The sequence below is a fragment of the uncultured Pelagibacterium sp. genome (assembly GCF_963972885.1).
GTDB lineage: Bacteria > Pseudomonadota > Alphaproteobacteria > Rhizobiales > Devosiaceae > Pelagibacterium > Pelagibacterium nitratireducens.
Genome location: NZ_CAXAXY010000006.1, coordinates 54050 through 72078, shown reverse-complemented (window position 1 = coordinate 72078; position 18029 = coordinate 54050). Strand labels below are relative to the sequence as shown.

The 18029-nt window shown below is 60.0% G+C and carries 15 protein-coding genes and 1 other RNA gene; 3 read left to right on the top strand and 13 right to left on the bottom strand.

The features are described 5' to 3' along the window. Window positions 1-45 precede the first annotated feature (45 nt). From AACZ55_RS02405 to AACZ55_RS02380, 6 genes are all read right to left on the bottom strand, one after another. Window positions 46-2079, bottom strand: a complete 2034-nt coding sequence (locus tag AACZ55_RS02405) for a diguanylate cyclase (protein WP_339642651.1) — start codon at window positions 2077-2079, stop codon at window positions 46-48. Window positions 2080-2206: 127 nt separating this feature from the next. Beyond that, window positions 2207-2809, bottom strand: coding sequence for a recombination mediator RecR (gene recR / locus AACZ55_RS02400; protein ID WP_338607969.1), 603 nt, complete (start codon window positions 2807-2809; stop codon window positions 2207-2209). A 13-nt stretch (window positions 2810-2822) separates the two neighbouring features. Continuing rightward, window positions 2823-3146 carry a YbaB/EbfC family nucleoid-associated protein gene (locus tag AACZ55_RS02395; protein ID WP_339642647.1) on the bottom strand — a complete coding sequence of 108 codons (324 nt, stop codon included), beginning with the start codon at window positions 3144-3146 and terminating at the stop codon, window positions 2823-2825. After that, a complete protein-coding gene (locus tag AACZ55_RS02390; RefSeq protein ID WP_339642645.1) occupies window positions 3143-4873 on the bottom strand; it encodes a DNA polymerase III subunit gamma/tau in 1731 nt (576 codons plus the stop codon). Before AACZ55_RS02390 ends, AACZ55_RS02395 begins: the two co-directional genes overlap by 4 nt. Window positions 4874-4926: 53 nt before the next feature. Next, an RNA gene (gene ffs, locus AACZ55_RS02385) (signal recognition particle sRNA small type) lies at window positions 4927-5021 on the bottom strand. A gap of 54 nt (window positions 5022-5075) precedes the next feature. Continuing rightward, window positions 5076-5909, bottom strand: coding sequence for a prephenate dehydratase (locus AACZ55_RS02380; RefSeq protein WP_338607972.1), 834 nt, complete (start codon window positions 5907-5909; stop codon window positions 5076-5078). 292 nt (window positions 5910-6201) lie between these two features. Here AACZ55_RS02380 and AACZ55_RS02375 point away from each other — a divergent pair, with 292 nt between their 5' ends. Together AACZ55_RS02375 and AACZ55_RS02370 are read left to right on the top strand one after the other, a co-directional pair. Continuing rightward, window positions 6202-7404 (top strand): hypothetical protein, encoded by a 1203-nt coding sequence (locus tag AACZ55_RS02375; RefSeq protein ID WP_339642641.1) that lies wholly within the window; start codon window positions 6202-6204, stop codon window positions 7402-7404. 81 nt (window positions 7405-7485) lie between these two features. Further along, a complete protein-coding gene (locus tag AACZ55_RS02370; protein ID WP_338607974.1) occupies window positions 7486-8427 on the top strand; it encodes a glyoxylate/hydroxypyruvate reductase A in 942 nt (313 codons plus the stop codon). Here AACZ55_RS02370 and AACZ55_RS02365 read toward each other — a convergent pair. Then, window positions 8421-9764, bottom strand: coding sequence for a leucyl aminopeptidase family protein (locus AACZ55_RS02365; RefSeq protein ID WP_339642637.1), 1344 nt, complete (start codon window positions 9762-9764; stop codon window positions 8421-8423). The genes AACZ55_RS02370 and AACZ55_RS02365 overlap by 7 nt on opposite strands. Window positions 9765-9914: 150 nt before the next feature. Between AACZ55_RS02365 and AACZ55_RS02360 the strand changes: the two genes are divergently transcribed. Next, window positions 9915-10673, top strand: coding sequence for a tetratricopeptide repeat protein (locus AACZ55_RS02360; RefSeq protein WP_339642634.1), 759 nt, complete (start codon window positions 9915-9917; stop codon window positions 10671-10673). A 22-nt stretch (window positions 10674-10695) separates the two neighbouring features. Here the strand turns inward: AACZ55_RS02360 and AACZ55_RS02355 are convergent, their stop codons facing one another. The 6 genes from AACZ55_RS02355 to cpaB all read right to left on the bottom strand — a co-directional run bounded on the left by AACZ55_RS02355 (window position 10696) and on the right by cpaB (window position 17794). Further along, on the bottom strand, window positions 10696-11688 hold the full coding sequence (locus AACZ55_RS02355) for a type II secretion system F family protein (RefSeq protein ID WP_339642631.1): 993 nt from the start codon (window positions 11686-11688) through the stop codon (window positions 10696-10698). A 7-nt stretch (window positions 11689-11695) separates the two neighbouring features. Then, window positions 11696-12673, bottom strand: coding sequence for a type II secretion system F family protein (locus AACZ55_RS02350; RefSeq protein WP_338607978.1), 978 nt, complete (start codon window positions 12671-12673; stop codon window positions 11696-11698). A 2-nt stretch (window positions 12674-12675) separates the two neighbouring features. Further along, window positions 12676-14151 (bottom strand): CpaF family protein, encoded by a 1476-nt coding sequence (locus AACZ55_RS02345; RefSeq protein WP_338607979.1) that lies wholly within the window; start codon window positions 14149-14151, stop codon window positions 12676-12678. Between the two features lie 21 nt (window positions 14152-14172). After that, window positions 14173-15450: an AAA family ATPase gene (locus AACZ55_RS02340; protein WP_339642626.1), complete on the bottom strand. Its 1278-nt coding sequence runs from the start codon at window positions 15448-15450 to the stop codon at window positions 14173-14175. A 64-nt stretch (window positions 15451-15514) separates the two neighbouring features. Continuing rightward, complete coding sequence (locus AACZ55_RS02335; RefSeq protein ID WP_338607981.1) at window positions 15515-16843, bottom strand: type II and III secretion system protein family protein; 1329 nt, start codon at window positions 16841-16843, stop codon at window positions 15515-15517. Window positions 16844-16888: 45 nt separating this feature from the next. After that, on the bottom strand, window positions 16889-17794 hold the full coding sequence (gene cpaB / locus AACZ55_RS02330; RefSeq protein WP_339642623.1) for a Flp pilus assembly protein CpaB: 906 nt from the start codon (window positions 17792-17794) through the stop codon (window positions 16889-16891). Window positions 17795-18029 lie beyond the last annotated feature (235 nt).

Below are 18029 nucleotides of genomic sequence, written 5' to 3'. Positions count from 1 at the left end.
ACGACAGCAGGAAAACTAACCCGAGGGTGTCCACGAAACTCGGGGCTATTCAATCTGCCGCAGATTGGCCAGTGCCCGGTTCATGTTCCGAATCATCGCGGTTTCGGTGATCTCGATTTCCAGCCGTTCAGGAGCCAGACCGGTTTCGGCCAGCAGCCTTTCGATGAACGCGACGAAATTTGGGGCATGCAACTGCACAGCCGAAACGTTGACCGCAATCATCAGCGGAGCCGTCCAGCTTGCGGCCTGGATGCAGGCCGTCCGCATGACCCATTCACCCAATTGCAGAATCAGCCCGGTTTCTTCGGCAATGGGAATAAAGGTAGAGGGCGGAACCGCGCCGCGCTCAGGATGGGTCCAGCGAACGAGAGCTTCGAATCCGGAAACCTCCCCACTTTCGAGATCGACCTGGGGCTGATAAACGAGTGAAAGCTGCTGGCTGACAAAGGCTCCGCGCAAATCGTGCTCGAGCAGGCGCCGGTCACGCACCTGAACGCCCATCTGACTCTCGAACAGCCGATGCGTCCCCCGACCTTCGGCCTTGGCACAATAGAGCGCCGTATCGGCATAGGTCATCAGCTGTTCGGCGTCTTCTGCGTGTTCGGGATAGACCGCGATGCCAACTGAAGCGGAAATGACCGTCCCATCACCGTTTTCACGGTTGGCCCGCGCGAACATGCCGAGCATGTCCTGGGCAAGTGCCGAGGCATTGTCGATCGACCCTACGTCCGGAAGGATGACGGCAAATTCGTCACCGCCCAGACGCCCGGCAAACTGGCTGCCCTTCAATCCGCCCTCGATCAGCCCCGCCACGCGCTGCAGCAGCGCATCGCCAGCCGCGTGACCAAACAGATCGTTGACTTCCTTGAAACGGTCGAGATCGAGGCAGAGCACCGCAAGCGTTTGACCCGCGAGGCGAGCGCGGGCGATTTCATTATCGAGCCGCGTGTTGAAACTTGCACGATTGGCAAGTCCGGTCATGGCATCGTGATGGGCGAGAAATCGGATATGGTGCTCGGCCCGCTTGCGGGCCCGCAGGTCACGCACTGCAATGGCGCGGTGAAGGCTCCCGCCAAAATCGACTTCACGCATGACAACTTCGACCGGGATCCGCTCGCCGTCGAGCGCGGTGAGTTCGGTTTCAATGAGTTCGTTCGCATTCTCAAATATGGCTAAGCAGCCAGTCGGTGCGAGAAATTCATCGATCGCTCGACCCGATAGATCTTTGCCTTTCCTGCCGGCAAGGCGCTGGAAGGCGGCATTGACCGTAACGACGGTGCGGTCCGAACAGACAACGAGCCCTTCGACCGCGGCATCGGCCAGCCCGCGCATGCGGCTTTCCTCGGCCGCGGCCCGCCTTCTGTCACGCAGATCGAGATAGAGGCTGCCCAGCGCCGCCAGCAGGATGAGTATCGACACCACGCCAACGATCAGCGAAAGCACGCCCGGGCTGATTTCACCTGACGTCGCGATTGCATAGCAATTGGCGAACCCGGCTGCGCCCATCGCGGTGAAATGCATCGAGCATATTGCAAGGGTCAAGAGCCCCGCTCCGAAAACTCTCACGCGTGGGTTGCGGCTCACACCGATGCGCAGCGCGGCTGCACCGAGAACCATGCCGGAAATTACCGAGCCCGCGACAAGACCGGGGTCCCAGGATATTTCACCGCCGATTTCGAGCGCCCGCATACCAGTGTAGTGCATGGCGGAGATGCCGAGTCCCACGATGGCACCACCCAAAATCAGGTCAGAACGCCGGCGGCTCATGCCGGCCACAACCAGCCCCGCGCCGCAGACGGCGATGGCAATCAAAAGCGATGCCAGCGTCAAGCCGACGTCATAGCCGGCCGGGAAACCGACATCGAAAGAGAGCATGGCAATAAAGTGCGTGGCCCAGATGCCAAAGCCGACGGAAACGGCAGCAATCGCCAACCAGACGGTTCGCACCACGCCGACCGCACGTCGGGCATGGGTCAGAATTGATACACCGGCAAATGAGGAGAGCGCACAGATGAAAGCGGCAAGGATCACCAGCCGGATATCGTGCTGGTGGTATAGGGTTGAAAGAACTTCGCTCATATTAAATCCGCCCGTCCCTAGCTTTTGGGACAGGATATGAGGCAAATACGTAAACAAACTTTAGTAGTCTATGCTGCGGTGCGCCCTCACGCCTTCATTACCGTTAGCAACCTGTAAACAGTGGCGCTCAAAACCGGGTGCGAGCCTTGAGTGCCTGACTGAGCGTGCCTTCGTCGAGATAATCGAGTTCGCCACCAACCGGCACCCCATGGGCCAGACGGGTAATGGTCACGCCATTGCCGGCAAGGCGGTCGGTGATGTAATGCGCCGTCGTCTGTCCCTCGACAGTGGCATTGATCCCCAGAACAACTTCGGAATAGTCGGGTGCGCGGCGGATCAGTTGGTCGATCGAAAGATCGTCCGGACCAACACCGTCAAGCGGCGAAAGCACACCACCAAGCACATGATAGCGCACCATCCCGATTCCTGCGCGTTCCAGGGCCCAGAGGTCGGCCACGTCCTCTACGACTATGAGCAGACCGGTCTCGGCCCGGCGCGGATCGGCGCAGATCGTGCAAGGTGAAATGGTATCGATATTGCCGCAGGTCTGGCAAACCTTAACCGCATCGACGGCGCGGTCGAGTGCAGCGGCGAGCGGGATCATCAACTGCTCTTTTTTTTTGATCAGATGCAGCACGGCCCTGCGGCCCGATCGTGGGCCCAGCCCCGGCAGGCGCGAAAGAAGCTGGATGAGCTGTTCGATTTCCGGCCCGCCGGAGGTGTTCGCCATTCTGCAACTATCCCTAAAAGGGGAACTTCATGCCCGGCGGGATCGGGAGTCCCTCGGTCATTTCGCTCATTTTCTGCTGCATGAATTCTTCGCCCTTGCGCCGTGCATCAGCATGAGCAGCGACAATCAGGTCTTCGACGATTTCGGCGTCGTCTGGCTTGAACAGCGAGGGATCGATCTTGAGCCCCTGCAAATCACCCTTGGCGGTCATGGTCACCGTGACCATCCCCGCCCCTGCGGTGCCTTCAACAAGGTGAGCAGCCGCCTCGGACTGAATTTCCTGGGCGCGTTGCTGGAATTCCTGGGCCTTTTTCATCATGCCCATGAGATCTTTCATTCGTCTTCCTCCGGATCAACGGGAGTTTCGAAATCGTCCGCTGCCGTTTCCAACTCGCTGGTCAGGTCTGGTCGCGACTTAATGTTCACCAGCCTGGCGCCGGGAAAGGTTTCCATCACCGCTTTAACCATCGGGTCTTCCAGTGCGGCGTCGCGGGCATGGTCTTCTGCGGCACGCCGCGCCTCGCGCAAGGTCGGTGCAGCAATCTCTCTGGTCGATATGGTCACCAGCCAGGGCCGCCCGGTCCATTCCTTGAGCCGTGCCGACAAGGTAGATACGACCGAAGGATTGGCGGTTGGCGTGAGTGCCACCTCGATGCGTCCAACTTCGAACGACACCGGCTTGATGTCGGATTCCAGCGCATACTTGATCGCGATATCGCGTTTTTCGGCGGCCAACGCGACAATCTGCTCGTACGATTTCGGTACAGCAAGCGCCTCGGCCCGCGGGGCCGTTTGAGCGGCAGCGCTGGGCGGTGCCAAAGGCGCTACCGCTCGAGCCTGATATCCACCGCCACCATTGGGCGCCGGGGCGGACGGCGCGGGACCAGACCCGTTTGGCTGGCTCGTCAGCTTTTCGATCAGTTCGTCAGGACTGGGCAGGTCTGCGGCATAGGCAAGGCGGATCAGCACCATTTCGGCGGTCTGCAATCCGTTGCCGGACTGAGCAATCTCGTTCAGACCCTTGGATAGAATCTGCCAGGTCCGTGTCAGCACACGCAGCGCGAGTTTCTGGGCCAACTCGGCGCCGCGACTGCGCTCATCAGGGGTAAGAACCGGATCCTCGGCCGCCGAGGGCACGATCTTGATGCGCGTCACCAGATGGGTCAACTCGGCCAGATCGGTGATGATCGTTGTTGGATCGGCGCCAGAATCATAGAGCGCCCGCGTGTCGTCGAGTGCCCCGGCGATATCGCCGCCCATCAGCTTTTCAAACAGATCGATGATGCGTGCCCGGTCGGCAAGTCCGAGCATGTCGCGGACAGACTGGACGCTGATTGCTCCACCGCCATGGGCTATGGCCTGGTCGGTGAGCGAAAGACAATCGCGCACAGAGCCCTCTCCGGCGCGCACGATCATCGACAGCGCCTCGGGCTCGACAGCGATCGACTCCTTTTCGAGCAGTCCCGAGAGATAGCCCGTCATCACGTCTGGCGAAATCCGGCGCAGGTCGAACCGCATGCAGCGCGACAGAATGGTCACTGGGACCTTGCGGATTTCCGTCGTCGCGAAGATGAACTTAACGTAAGGCGGCGGCTCTTCGAGTGTTTTCAAAAGCCCGTTAAAGGCCGACGTCGAGAGCATGTGCACTTCGTCGATGATGAACACCTTATAGGGTGCGCTCATCGGAGGCGTGCGGGTCATGGCGTTGATTTCGCGGATGGAATCAATGCCGGTATTGGATGCGGCGTCCATTTCCATGACATCGACATGGGTACCGGCAATGATCTCGGCGCAGTGGATACCCTCCTTGGAGAGGTCGAGTGTCGGATGCGCACCGGTTTCATCGGCGTAATTGAAGGCGCGGGCAAGAATTCTGGCGGTGGTGGTTTTTCCCACGCCGCGCACACCCGTCAGGATGAAAGCGTGGTGGATGCGACCGGTCGCAAAGGCGTTGCCCAGCGTCTGGACCATCGCGTCCTGCCCCACAAGGCTCTCAAAGCTCGATGGCCGGTATTTCCGGGCCAGAACCTGATAGGGCGTTGCTGGGGTCTGAGGGGTCACCATCGCGGGCCGTTGCTGGGGGAAACTGCCGCGCCATTACCCAATGGCGCTCTAGAGCAGGAGGCTGACGACGACCCGTGCCGTACTCGTTAGGGCTGCTTCCTTCCGGACCTGACCCGGTTGGCGAGCGGTTCGTCCGCCACCAACCTCCCGTCCCCTATGTGCTGCATCGGGAACGGGTTTGCAAGTGGTCAGTGGGACTCTTTCACGGCGCGGAGTCGGCCACCGGATAAATTCCAAGCAGTTTGAAGTGATCGGAGAAAAACCCCAGTTCTTCAAGCGCCAGCTTGACGTTGTGATCTTCGGGATGCCCTTCGATATCGGCGTAGAACTGAGTGGCGGTAAAAGAGCCGCCAACCATGTAGCTTTCGAGCTTGGTCATGTTGACGCTGTTGGTCGCGAACCCCCCCATGGCCTTGTAGAGGGCGGCGGGAACGTTGCGGACGCGGAAGACAAAGGTGGTCTTGATTTTTTTGCCGTTCGGTTTGGGGGCAATCGGCTCGCGCGCCATGATCAGAAAGCGAGTGGTGTTGTGGGCGGCGTCCTCAATGTTTTCAGCAATAACATCGAGCCCATAGGTCTCAGCGGCAAAGCGCGACGCGATGGCAGCGATCGTTCGATCGCCCTTTTCTGCGACTTCGCGAGCCGATCCGGCCGTATCGACCGAGTTGATGGTGCGCAGCTTATGTCGTGCGATAAATTTCCGGCACTGCCCCAACGCCACCGAAAGCGATTGCACGGCCTCAATGTCCGATAGCGTTGCACCGCGCACGCCCAGCAGGTTCATACGAACGGGAAGGTAATGTTCGCCAATGATGTAGAGCCCGCTTTCGGGCAGAATATGGTGGATGTCGGTGATCCGGCCGTAAAGGGAGTTTTCGACCGGCACGACCGCATAATCTGCATCGCCCGACTGCACGGCGGCGATGGTCTGTTCAAACGTCACGCAGGGAACCGGCTGATCATCAGGAAACAGTTCAACAGCCGTTGCGTGACTGAAAGCTCCCAATTCTCCCTGAAAGGCGATCTTGCGTGACATATGCGTGGTCCCAAAGAATGAATGCGGGCGCACCTAACCCTCCGGGCGAATGGGTGTCAATTGAACGAACGAATGGCAAAATTTGGCTTGCGGGATTGTCGCACCCGGCCTATGGCGGTTGCGTGGGCCGATGCTTCCATTATATGGTCTGCGCGCGGGCTTGACGGTCGAATCCGTGGCTTTGGCGCAGGTGTGGAAACGCCCTGCTTCCCGGATCGCCGATCGAGGGCCCGTATTTTGCGTTCTGCTGCCGGCGCTCGGGCGGGGATAACGGTACGGAGAGACCGAGGTTATGAATTCATTTGAACTCAACAAGATTTTTGGCGCCATCCTGGGCACCTTGGTCTTTGTGATGGGTGTCGGCTTTATCGCTGACGAGATTTACGCTCCGATCGAAGGGCGCGGCGCAAGCTACGACCTGCCGGAGCCCGCTGCCGAAGGTGAGGGCGGCGGCGAAGAGGCACCTGAAGTGCCTTCTATCGCTGCCCGCATGCAGACCGCTTCTGCCGAAGAAGGTGCGAACCTGATCACACGGTGCCAGTCGTGCCACGACTATTCTCCGGCAAACGAGAACCGCACCGGACCAGGCCTGTACGGTGTGGTCGGCCACCCGATCGCCAGCCATGAGGGATTCGCTTATTCGGACGCCTTGGCAGCGCTGGGCGCCGATGGCGAAATCTGGGACTACGAACATCTCGATGGCTTTCTTGAGAGCCCGCGCGATTACGCGCCGGGCACAAAGATGAGCTTTGCCGGCCTGTCGAACCCTGAAGATCGCGCCAATCTTATCACATTCCTGCGTGAAAATTCGGACGATCCCTTCCCGCTTCCCGAGGCTCCTGCCGAAGACGAAGCTGCACTCGCCGAGGGCGAGGGCGGTGATGAAGCGCCGGTCGAAGACGAATTGACCGCTGCATTGGCGGCCGTCACACCAGAGGACGGCGAGGCATTGATAGTTCGCTGCCAGGCCTGCCACGATTATTCGCCGGCGAACGCCAATCGCGTCGGCCCAGGAATCCATAATGTGGTCGGGGCCGATATCGCTCATCACGAGGGCTACTCCTATTCAGATGCCCTGGCCTCACTGGGCGCCGAAGGTGAAACCTGGACGCCGGCAAATCTCAGCGCGTTCCTTGAAAGCCCAGCCGATTTCGCTCCCGGCACACGCATGAGCTTTCCCGGACTTGCCAATATCGAAGATCGCGCAGCGCTGATCGTCTTCCTCAATTCGATTTCGGACGATCCTATCGATCTTGGTGGTTCGGATGCGACAGAAGACGCTCCCGCCGAACAGCCTGTGCTCGATGAAGTCGAGCAGCTCAATCTCGAGGAGTCCGCCGAAGGGGACGACCCGGTGGTGATCGACGCTGAAGAACCGCAGGTCGATCCCACACCGCAGAGCGAAGATACCACTTCCGGCCAAGGCCAGCCGGCGGGTGATACGGTCGAGGGCGCGGCTGGATCGGACAATGCGCCCGAAACGACAGCCAACTGATCGTTTGCCATACGCGAACATGTAATTGCGGCCGCGCCATCTGGTGCGGCCGTTTTCTTTAAAGACAGGTGGGGAGGGTTCATGGCGCTGTTATTGCATTTGACCGGCATCGATGAGGCGGGCTGGGCGAAAGGGTTCCGTGAGGCGATGCCCGGTTATCGCGTCGTGACGCGAAGCGATGCATTCGACCCCGCCGAGATCGAATTCATCTTTGTCTGGAAGCCGGCAACCGACGCTTTTGAGGGCCTCGATAACCTCAAAGCGGTCCTTTCCCTCGGCGCTGGTGTCGATGCCCTGCTCGAGCATCCCGCCCTGCCCGAAGTGCCTGTCATCCGGTTTGTCGACGAAGAACTCACTCATTGCATGAGCGACTATGTGATCTCGCAGGTCACCATGCATCAGCGGCTCTTCACACGCTATGCGGCCCACCAAAAAGCCAAAGTCTGGAGCCAGCTCTACCCCCCAGCCAGCCATGAAATTTCAGTCGGCATCATGGGCCTGGGAGTCCTGGGGACCGACGCCGCGCTAAAGCTCAGGGCCGTCGGTTTTTCCGTTAACGGCTGGAGCCGCTCTGCCAAGTCGATCGAGGGCGTTGAAGGGTTTGCCGGTGACACACGGTTTATGGACTTTCTGGCAGCTACCGACATATTGGTCTGCCTGTTGCCGCTTACCGAGGAAACGCGCGGCATCTTGAACATGCAAACTTTCAAGGCACTGCGCCGCGGCAGACTTGTGGGCGGGCCCGTTCTTGTCAATGCGGCCCGTGGCGGGCACCAGAAGGAAGCCGACATCGTTGCTGCGCTCAAGGATGGTACGCTGGGCGCCGCCAGTCTCGACGTCTTCGAAACAGAACCGCTGCCCCGCACCAGTCCGCTCTGGGAGATCGAGACCTGTTTCATCACACCCCATATCGCGGCGATATCGAACGAGCACAGTGGTGTGCGCTATTTCTCACAGATCATTGCCGACCATGCGGCCGGCAAGCCATTGCGCAATGTCGTCGACCGGGGCCGGGGCTACTGACCGTAGCGAGCCTTGAGCGCACCATAAAGCGCCCTTATGACTTGGTCGGTGCCGCCATATGGACGGCCGGGCCGCGCTTCTGGCGCCCATGCAAAAATGTCGAAATGCATCCATTCGGTCTCGGGTTTGATGAACCGGTTGAGAAAGAGGGCAGCGGTGATCGATCCCGCCAACCCGCCGGTTGATATGTGATTGACGTCAGCGATCTTTGAGGCAAGCAATTTGTCATAGCCGTTCCAGAGCGGCATGGGCCACAGCGGATCGTCGATCGCCATGCCGTGCTCCACGAGCGTTTTTGCAAAGGCCTCATCGCGGGCATAGACAGGCGGCAAATCCGGGCCAAGCGCTACACGAGCCGCACCGGTCAGCGTCGCCATGTCGATGATGAGGTCAGGGCTTTCCTCGTCGGCTAGTGCCAAAGCATCGGCAAGGATCAGTCGCCCTTCGGCATCGGTATTGCCAATCTCGACTGTCAGCCCCTTGCGAGAGGGCAGCACGTCACCGGGCCGGAAGGCATTGCCGGCGATGGAATTTTCGACCACCGGGATCAGAACACGCAAGCGTACCTTGAGGCCGGCCGTCATTATGGCGTTGGCGAGCCCAAGCACGTTAGCGGCACCGCCCATGTCCTTTTTCATCAGCGCCATGGAGCTGCCGGGCTTGATATTGAGCCCGCCCGTATCGAAGGTGACGCCCTTGCCCACCAGTGTCAGCTTGGGATGCGCTGCATCACCCCAGCAAAAATCTACAAGCCGGGGCGCCTGGCCGCTGGCTCGACCAACCGCATGGATCATCGGAAAATTGTGCGCCAGCAGGTCATCGCCGCGCACGACCTTGGTCGGAACATTGTGGGTTCCTGCAAAATCGGTGATCCACGCCTCAAACGCGTCAGGGCCAAGGTCATTGGCCGGAATGTTGACCAGATCGCGCGCGATGAATGCCGAGGTGACAAGGTTTTCGATCTCGGCGGCGTCGGCCCCCTCGGGAAGCTCCAGCACCGGCCGATCCTTGGCCTTGGTATAGCGGTCGAAGCCATATGCCCCCAACCGGAAACCCAGGGCCGCCAGCGTCGGGTCGCCGTAATCGCCCTCCAGCCGGTATGTGCCCGACGGAAGCGCCGATGCGGCAAGGCCAAGGACCAGCGCCGAACGGTTACTCTTTGGGCCAAGGCCGAAAAGGTAGGTCTCTATTTTTCCCTCGGTATCGGGCAAGGCCAGCAGCCTGCCCGATTGACCGGCAAAACCATTGCTCCGTGCCCAGGCCTTGTGCGTCTCGCTGAGACTGGCCGCGTCGACGCCGTTTTCGGCAACACAGATGATGGGCAGGGATTTGGGCATGAAAAACTCCGAGGCTGGATGTGTCCCGTTTGTATCCGCTGGCCTCCGGGACCGCAATCGATGTGGGACGGGTTTAACCCGGCGTTAGGGTTAATGAATTACTTCTTGAACGGATCAGGTACGCGCGAGCGCAGGGCGCCGGGAGTTGGAATGGGCAAATTTGGTTTGGTGTTGCTGGCGGGTGTCGCTACCATCGCCCTGGCTGGATGCGCCACCAATCGATCCGGAGCGTTGAACGCCGACTACGCAAATCTTTCCGGACCGCAGATCCAGTCAAGCGTGGCCGATCTCTCCCAGCGCTATGCCCAGGATCCACGCAACAAGGTGCTCGGCATCCACTATGCTGCCGCCCTTCGGGCCGCGGGCCAGGTCGAGCCTGCCGTCACTGTGCTCGAAAATCTCATGTCGGTTCATCAAGGCGATCCTGAGTTGGGCCTTGCCTATGCCAAGGCGCTGTCTGCTGCCGGCCGCTTCGAGCAGGCTCTGCGGGTTGTGGACAATGCGATGAATCCCGTAACACCCGACTGGGACGCGCTTTCTGTGCGTGGCGCCATTCTCGATCAGATGGGACGGCCCGCAGAAGCGAGGCAGGCTTATACGCAAGCGCTGCTTCTGGCACCCAACGAAGCACGGCTACATGCCAATATGGGGCTTTCCTACGCCATGACGGGTGAGCTCATCCAGGCCGAAACCCATTTACGTCAGGCGGCAGCCCTGCCCGGCGCAACCTCAAAGGTGCGGCAGAATCTGGCGCTCGTCCTCGGTCTGCAGGGCCGGTTCGAGGACGCACGCGCCCTCTATGCCGCAGAATTGCCGCCCGAGCAGGTTCAAGCCAATATGGATTACATCCGCGCGCTGCTGACCCAGCAGGATCGCTGGCAAGCCATCCAAAACGACACGCCTGCCTGAGCCGGGCCCCGCTGCTGTCCCGTCAGAGCGAGGTGACGGTGATGATGGCCGGCGCCATGATGATGATAAAGAGAACCGGCAGGAAGAAGACGATCAGGGGGACGGTCATCTTGGGCGGCAGCGCGGCCGCCTTTTTCTCGGCTTCCATCATGCGCGCGTCTCGCCCTTCTTCGGCCATGACGCGGAGCGCCTGTCCCACCGAGGTGCCGTAGCGCTCGGCCTGGATGAGCGCCGTCATCACCGAACGCACGCCGTCGAGTCCGGTGCGCCGGGCAAGATTGTCATAGGCGCGGGTCCGATCTTCAAGAAAGGACAGTTCAGCCGTCGTGAGGGTCATTTCCTCGGCGAGTTCAACACTTTGAAGCCCGACTTCCTTGGCAACCCGCTTTATGGCGTGCTCGATCGACATGCCCGATTCAACGCAGAGAAGGATGAGATCAAGCGCATCGGGCCACGCCTTCTTAATCGAGCGCTGGCGTTTCTGAATCTTATTGCGCAGCATCAGAACGGGGATGTAAGCCCCGACCAACCCCACGCCCACGGCATAAACTATATTGAGAAAGAGCGGGCGGTCGCCGGGCGTAATGAAAATGAGATAGAAAGCACCGAGCGCAAAAAAGAGAAAGGGAGCAACGAAACGCACGAACAGGTGCTTTGTCAGTTCGCCCTGGCCACGCAGGCCTGCCTGAGCAAGGCGGTCCATCGTGTTCTCGTCCACAAATGCCTTCTGGAGCGAAAACCGCTCGACTGTGGACTTCATATAGGTACGGGCATCGGCACCGCGAATGTTGCCCCTCCCGCCTTCCTTACCATCGGCCTGATTGCGCAAACGGGCCATTTCACGCGCCCGCATCTGTTCGCGCTCTATGGCCACCTTCTTGATGCGGTCCTTGCGTTCGACGCGCTCGAATATCTGGGAGCCGAACGTAAAGACGATCGCAGCAGCCGAAATGGCCGCAAAAACTGCGATGAGAAAGTCGGGATTGACGATCTGGTCAGCGAGGCTCACGCGCAAATCTTCCCTAATAGTCGAACTGGATCATACGATTCATGACGAACACACCCGTCATCATCATACCCGCGGCAACACCAAGGCAGATCGTACCGACACTGGTGGTAAAGAGCGGCGCCAGGTAGCCGGGACTGATCACGGATACAGCACCGATAACGAAAACAGGCAGGGCGCCGATAATCATCGCCGAGGCCTTGGCCTCCGAACTCATCGCCTTGACCTTCGCTTTCATCTTTTTGCGGTTGCGCAGGACGATGGCGAGGTTTGACAACGCCTCGGAAAGGTTGCCGCCCGACTGCTGCTGGACGGTAATGACAACGATGAAGAAGTTGACCTCGGACAACGGCACGCGATCAAAAAGTACAGGCACCGCTTCGGCCATGCTCTTGCCGACGGACTGTTGATCGAGAACGCGCATGAATTCCGATCGCACCGGCTGCTTGACCTCCCGGGCGACGAGCCGAATGGAGTCGTTGAGCGGCATGCCGGCCCGGACGCCGCGAACGATGGCCTCGACGGCGTTCGGCAATTCGTCGAGATAGGCGGCCTGATACCTCTTGCGACGCCAGCCGAGATAGATATTGGGCAGGACATATGCACCCGCGGCCGCAATGACCGCGGCAAAGGGCAGCGGCACCTGCACCACGACCAGGATTACCAACAGAGCGACGCCCAAAATAATCGAATTGCGCACCCAGACCTTGAAGGTGGTCTTGATCCCGGCCTGAAATATTCTGTGTTTCAGGGTCTTTTTGGCGCGGCGCGCATTGAGCTGATCGGATTGCTGCTTGAGTGCATCCTGCACCGTGCGGCGGCGCGTTTCTCTGGTCTTGTCGGCGGTAACGGTCTGACGGCGCACCTGAACGTCGGCCTGCAAGGCTTTCATGCGTTTGTCAGCCCGACTGGACCCCGCCAGCGCAGGCACGAAGGCAACGCCAAGCGCTCCAACGCAAACCAGGACAAGAATGCCGAGGACGATTGGGCTCATGGTCAACGCATCAGTTCGTGTTGTTCGACATTTGCCCGCTCCAGCGCTTCGACCAGCGCCATTTCCTCGTTGAAGTAGCGGGCTTTTTCGGTGAACTGGGGCTTGGTAATGCCGGTCGAGCGGTGGCGACCGAGGAGGGCCCCGTTGGCGTCTTCGCCCATGATGTCATAGAGGAACACGTCCTGGGTGACGATGACGTCGCCTTCCATGCCGAGCACCTCTGAAATATGGGTGATGCGGCGCGAACCATCGCGCAGGCGAGCGGCCTGGACGATCACATCGATCGACGACACGATCATCTCGCGAATGGTGCGGCTGGGCAGCGCGAACCCGCCCATGGTTATCATCGATTCAAGACGGGAAAGGGCTTCGCGCGGCGAGTTGGCGTGCAGCGTACCCATGGAGCCGTCATGGCCGGTGTTCATGGCCTGGAGAAGATCGAACGCTTCAGGGCCACGGACTTCGCCGACGATGATCCGCTCGGGACGCATGCGCAGGCAGTTCCTGACCAACTCGCGCATGGTGACCTCGCCCTCGCCCTCGAGATTGGGCGGGCGGGTTTCAAGGCGCACTACATGGGGTTGCTGGAGCTGCAGTTCGGCCGAATCCTCGCAGGTGATGACGCGTTCGTCTTTGTCGATGAAGGCAGTCAGACAGTTGAGCAGAGTGGTCTTGCCCGAACCTGTACCGCCGGAAATCAGAACGTTGGCCCGCACGCGGCCCAGAACGCGCAGCACTTCGGCACCCTCGGGAGAAATCGAGCCAAACTTGACCAGCTGCGGCAGGGTCAGCTTGTCCTTTTTGAACTTACGAATGGTGAGCGTTGGCCCATCGATCGAAAGCGGCGGCGCGATGACGTTGACACGAGAGCCATCGGGCAGGCGCGCGTCGCATATGGGAGAGGACTCGTCAACGCGACGGCCCACCTGACTCACAATGCGCTGGCACACATTCATCAGGTGCGCATCGTCACGGAAGCGCACATTGGTCAGCTTCACCCGGCCACTGACTTCGATATAGCAGCGCTGAGAGCCGTTTATCATGATATCGGCGATGTCGTCGCGGGCCAACAACGGTTCGAGCGGACCATAGCCAAGAACGTCATTGCAGATATCGTCGAGCAGGTCTTCCTGCTCGGAAATCGACATGACGAAATTCTTGAGCGCGATGATTTCGGCGACGATGTCGCGAATTTCCTCACGCGCAGAATCTTGATCCATTGCGGCGAGTTGAGACAGGTCGATGGAATCGATCAGGGCCGAAAAGATCGAGGACTTGGTCTGGAAGTAGTTCTTGTCGCGCCCATTGGGTTCGACGTTGTCGACACCCTCTTCGATTCGTGTCGTTCGTTGGGCTTCGGACGTCGCGATCGCCGACTGCTCGCGGGCGCGTTCAACCTCCTGAGTCTCGGGAGGAGGCGCGGGGCGACTCGGAGCCGGCTGGGTGTTGCCACCGAAACTCGCACGCTTGCCGAACATCGTTTAAAGCCTTCCTTGTAATTACGCCCGCTTGCGCATGCGAAACAGATCGGGGAGCCGGATTCCGGAGGGGCGGCTGCCCGCCTCGGCGCCGGACCGCCCGGTCAGTTCCAGTCCAAGCGTGCGGAAAATGCCGTTGACCTTGTGAGTCCCCGAGACCTCCGCAATCATCTGGCCGTTGTTGGCGGCGGTCCCGAACAGGGCCGGCTCAAACCCGATCTGGGCAGCGAGATGGCATTCGATCGATGAAGCGAACTCCGCCGCGGGGATTTCCGGACGCTTGGAGATACCCGTTTTGTTGACCACGATAATGGGGTCGCTGTCGCTCGGGCGCATGGCCTTGACCGCATCGGCGATCGCCTTGGCATTTCGCAAATTGGCCAGGTCTGGCTCGGCCACAATCACCACCTCATCGACAGCAGCCAAAGTATGGCGCACCCAGCCCGTCCACAGATGCGGTATGTCGAGAATGACAACGGGTACGGTTTTCTGGCTGAGTTCGATAACCTGTTCGAAGCTGCGCTCTGTGAGATCGTAGGCTCTGTCGAGGGTGGCCGGTGCAGCGAGCAGCGAAATGTGATTTGCCGCCTTGCTCATCAGACGATCGAGCATCACAGCGTCCATCTTGTCGCTGGCATAGATGGCATCTGCAATGCCTTGCGGCGGATCCTGATTGAAGTCGAGCCCGGCGGTTCCGAAGGGCAGGTCGAGATCGACCACAAGAACGTCCTGGCGGATCGAGCGGGCGATGGCCCAGGCAACGTTATGGGCGATGGTGGATCCGCCGGCACCGCCCTTGGCCGAAATAAAGCCCATGGAGCGGCCGATCGGTGCTGCGCCTTCCGATGCAAAAAGATCGGTTATGGCGTTGATGATTGTCGCGCTCGAGGACGGCATGACCAGATATTCGGAAACACCGGCGCGGATCAGGCTGCGATAGAGCATGACATCATTGACGTGGCCGATGACGATGACGCGCGTCGAGGCGTCACACACCTCCGCCAGTTTTCCCAGAGCGCTTTCGATCTGGTCCGCGGGCAGCGTGGTTTCAACGATGATCAGGTTCGGCGTGGGATTTGTGCGGTAAGTTTCAACCGCCCCTTCCAAGCCGCCATTGTGGGTCGTGAGGGCCACCTTAGACATTCGCCGGTCGTGCGTCGTGTCTTCGATGATCTGAGCGGTCTGGGAGTGCTCACAGAAAGCCTGGATCGTTATGCGCGGGATCAGCCGTGCCCCGCTTACGGTCTCGGTGGGCGCCTCGGATGCATTTGCACGATCGTCGTTGTCGATAAAGGTCATCGTTTCTACCCCAAGCGGGACGTCTCAAAAAGGGCGCGCCGGCGGTGATGCCGGAGCGAAGGGATCAATCGAGCATGAAGCCAACGGAACCACGGAACTGTCCGCCCCCCGCGCCGCCGACCCCGTACATGTTCTCCATGCGCCCAAGGAACATGGCTTCTGCATCTGACGAGGGCTCGTAGAAATCGTCCGGCGTGGCCACCGGTGCCACACTTGGCTGGGCAATCACCGGCGTGACCAGGATCACCAGTTCGGTCTGGGACGTGCTGTATTCGTAGGACCGGAACAGCGCACCGAGAATGGGGATGTTGCCGAGCCCAGGCAATTCATTGATCTGGCGCCGTGTGCGCTCTTCGAGCAATCCTGCGATTGCCAGGGTCTGGTAGGCCGGAAGTTCCACCGAAGTGGACGCGCTGCGCGAATTGAGGGCACCCGAAATCGTATCGGAGATTTCGGAGACCTCGGTATCTATATCGAGCGCGATCAATCCATTCGAGCGCACGGTCGGTGTGAAATTGAGCTTTATGCCATATTCCTTGTAGTCGTAGCTTTCCTCACCGTCGGTGACGACGCGGATCGGCAACTCACCGCCGACGTGGAAATTGGCTTCTTGCCCCGACATTGCCGTAAGCACCGGTTCGGCGAGAAGGCGCAGGGCGTTCTGGCTCTGCAACGCCTGCAGCGAAGCGTCGATGGAGAAATTGCCCTGGCTGAAATCGCCTGAATAACTGCCTGCGGTATCGCCGATTGTGGGATCCGAATTTATGCCCAGGTTAAGCGCGCCAACCGAGAGCGAACCGGACAGATTGATTCCCAGAGCTTTCGCCGCGTCACGCTTGATCTCGGCGACTACGACTTTGAGCGCGACCTGCTGACCGCCTGCAACGTTGATGACGGAAGTGACATTGGCTTCTCCGCCCACATATTGCGCGGCGATGGCAACTGCCTTTTCCATGTCATCGCCGGACTGAACATCGCCCGAAAGAATGACAGAATTGGCAAAGGACTGCACCTGAACGCGAGAGCCAGGCAGCAGCCGATTGATGGTTGCCGCAAGGCCCGAGGAGTCCTGGGCAACCGAGATCTCGATCACCGCAATGCCTGCACCCGAGGAATCGAGGAACAAAATATTGGTTTCGCCGGGGGCCATGCCCTGAATGACGGCACGGGTCCGTGTCCGCATCAGGGCGTTAGCCACGTTTGGCTGGGAGACGATAACCTCTCCGGCCTCAACCGGCAGATCGATGATGATCGATTTATTGACCCCGATTTCCACGTATTGGGTGCGCCCCAGCTCGCTCTGGGCAATTCGCAGATGCGGCGAAGTGGCCCCCAGGGCCTGTGTGGCACCAAACAGGGTGGCCAGCAGCAAGCCTGCAAACAGGGCTCGCATCAGATCAACTCGAGCGGCGAAAGGCTGTTTCGGAACGAAGAGCATCTATCTGACCTCGATGACGGGCGACAACGGCTGGGCCGGCACCGTTGGATCGGCTGGATTGTCCAGAGCCGAGACCGACGTGCCGGAGGACGGAGTAGTACGTTGCGCGCTGGATGTAACGGATTGGGACTGTCCGTAGCGGACGAGCCGTACGGTCTGGCTGCCGCCATGATCGTCCGCTGCGGTCTGCCCGAAATCGACAACCGAGCGCAGAACAAGCGCCAGCCGCCCCACGGACCCGGACTGCAAAATGGTTTCCGACTGGGCAGGCGTGAGCTCGAGCGTGGCGATCTCGGCTTTTTCAAAGACCTGGGAAGAGGGGTTATCGGGATCGACCTGCCCGCCGGTCGTACCGACCTCACCGAGCCGTGTTCCAATTGCCAGAACGCGAACATTTGAAAGGATGGTTTCGGAGTAATCGCCGCCCGAAGGGGTGAGAACGACATCGACACGGTCGTTGGGCACGATGTATCCCCCCGACGCCGAATCAGGGTTTACCGAGACCGACACGGCCCGCATGCCTTGTCCGATGACCGCCGAGAGATAGCCTTGGGTCGAATTGACGAGTTTGGCTTCGCGGATCGGTTCGCCGGCGAAAAATTCGAAGCGGGCCACAGAGCCCGTCACCTGCTGGGGCGCATCGGGTACGGTACCGGCTGTGATGAATTCGGAGCGCACCCCGCCTTCGGGCCAATCCTGCCAGCCCACGTCCGCTTCGGTCAGGCGCTGTCCGAGGCCGATTGCCCGCGTCGCGACCAGAACCTGGGCGCGCGCCTCGGTTTGCACTTCGAGCGCCGCGGATTCGGTCTCTTGCGGTCGGGGATTGTTGCCGCGTGTCGCCAGGAACGCCGCGAGCCCGCCCGCGACGATGGCAACCACGATGAGCAGAATACGCGCCGGTTTCATCTGACCCTACACTCCCACTAGCCCATGCCTGTCGCGGCACCTGCATTGTTTTCGGGAGACAGCACGCCTCAGCGCTTTGAGCCCCCGCAACGATCAGCCTTGGCGCGCCATATTTTGGATGCGCTTACGGCCTGATGGGGCAACTATTGCCGGTAAAGGGTCAAAACTTGGTTAATTGATGCTTTTTTGCAAAGGTTAACCAATGGTTTAGAGGAAGAGCTTCCTGCCCAACGCG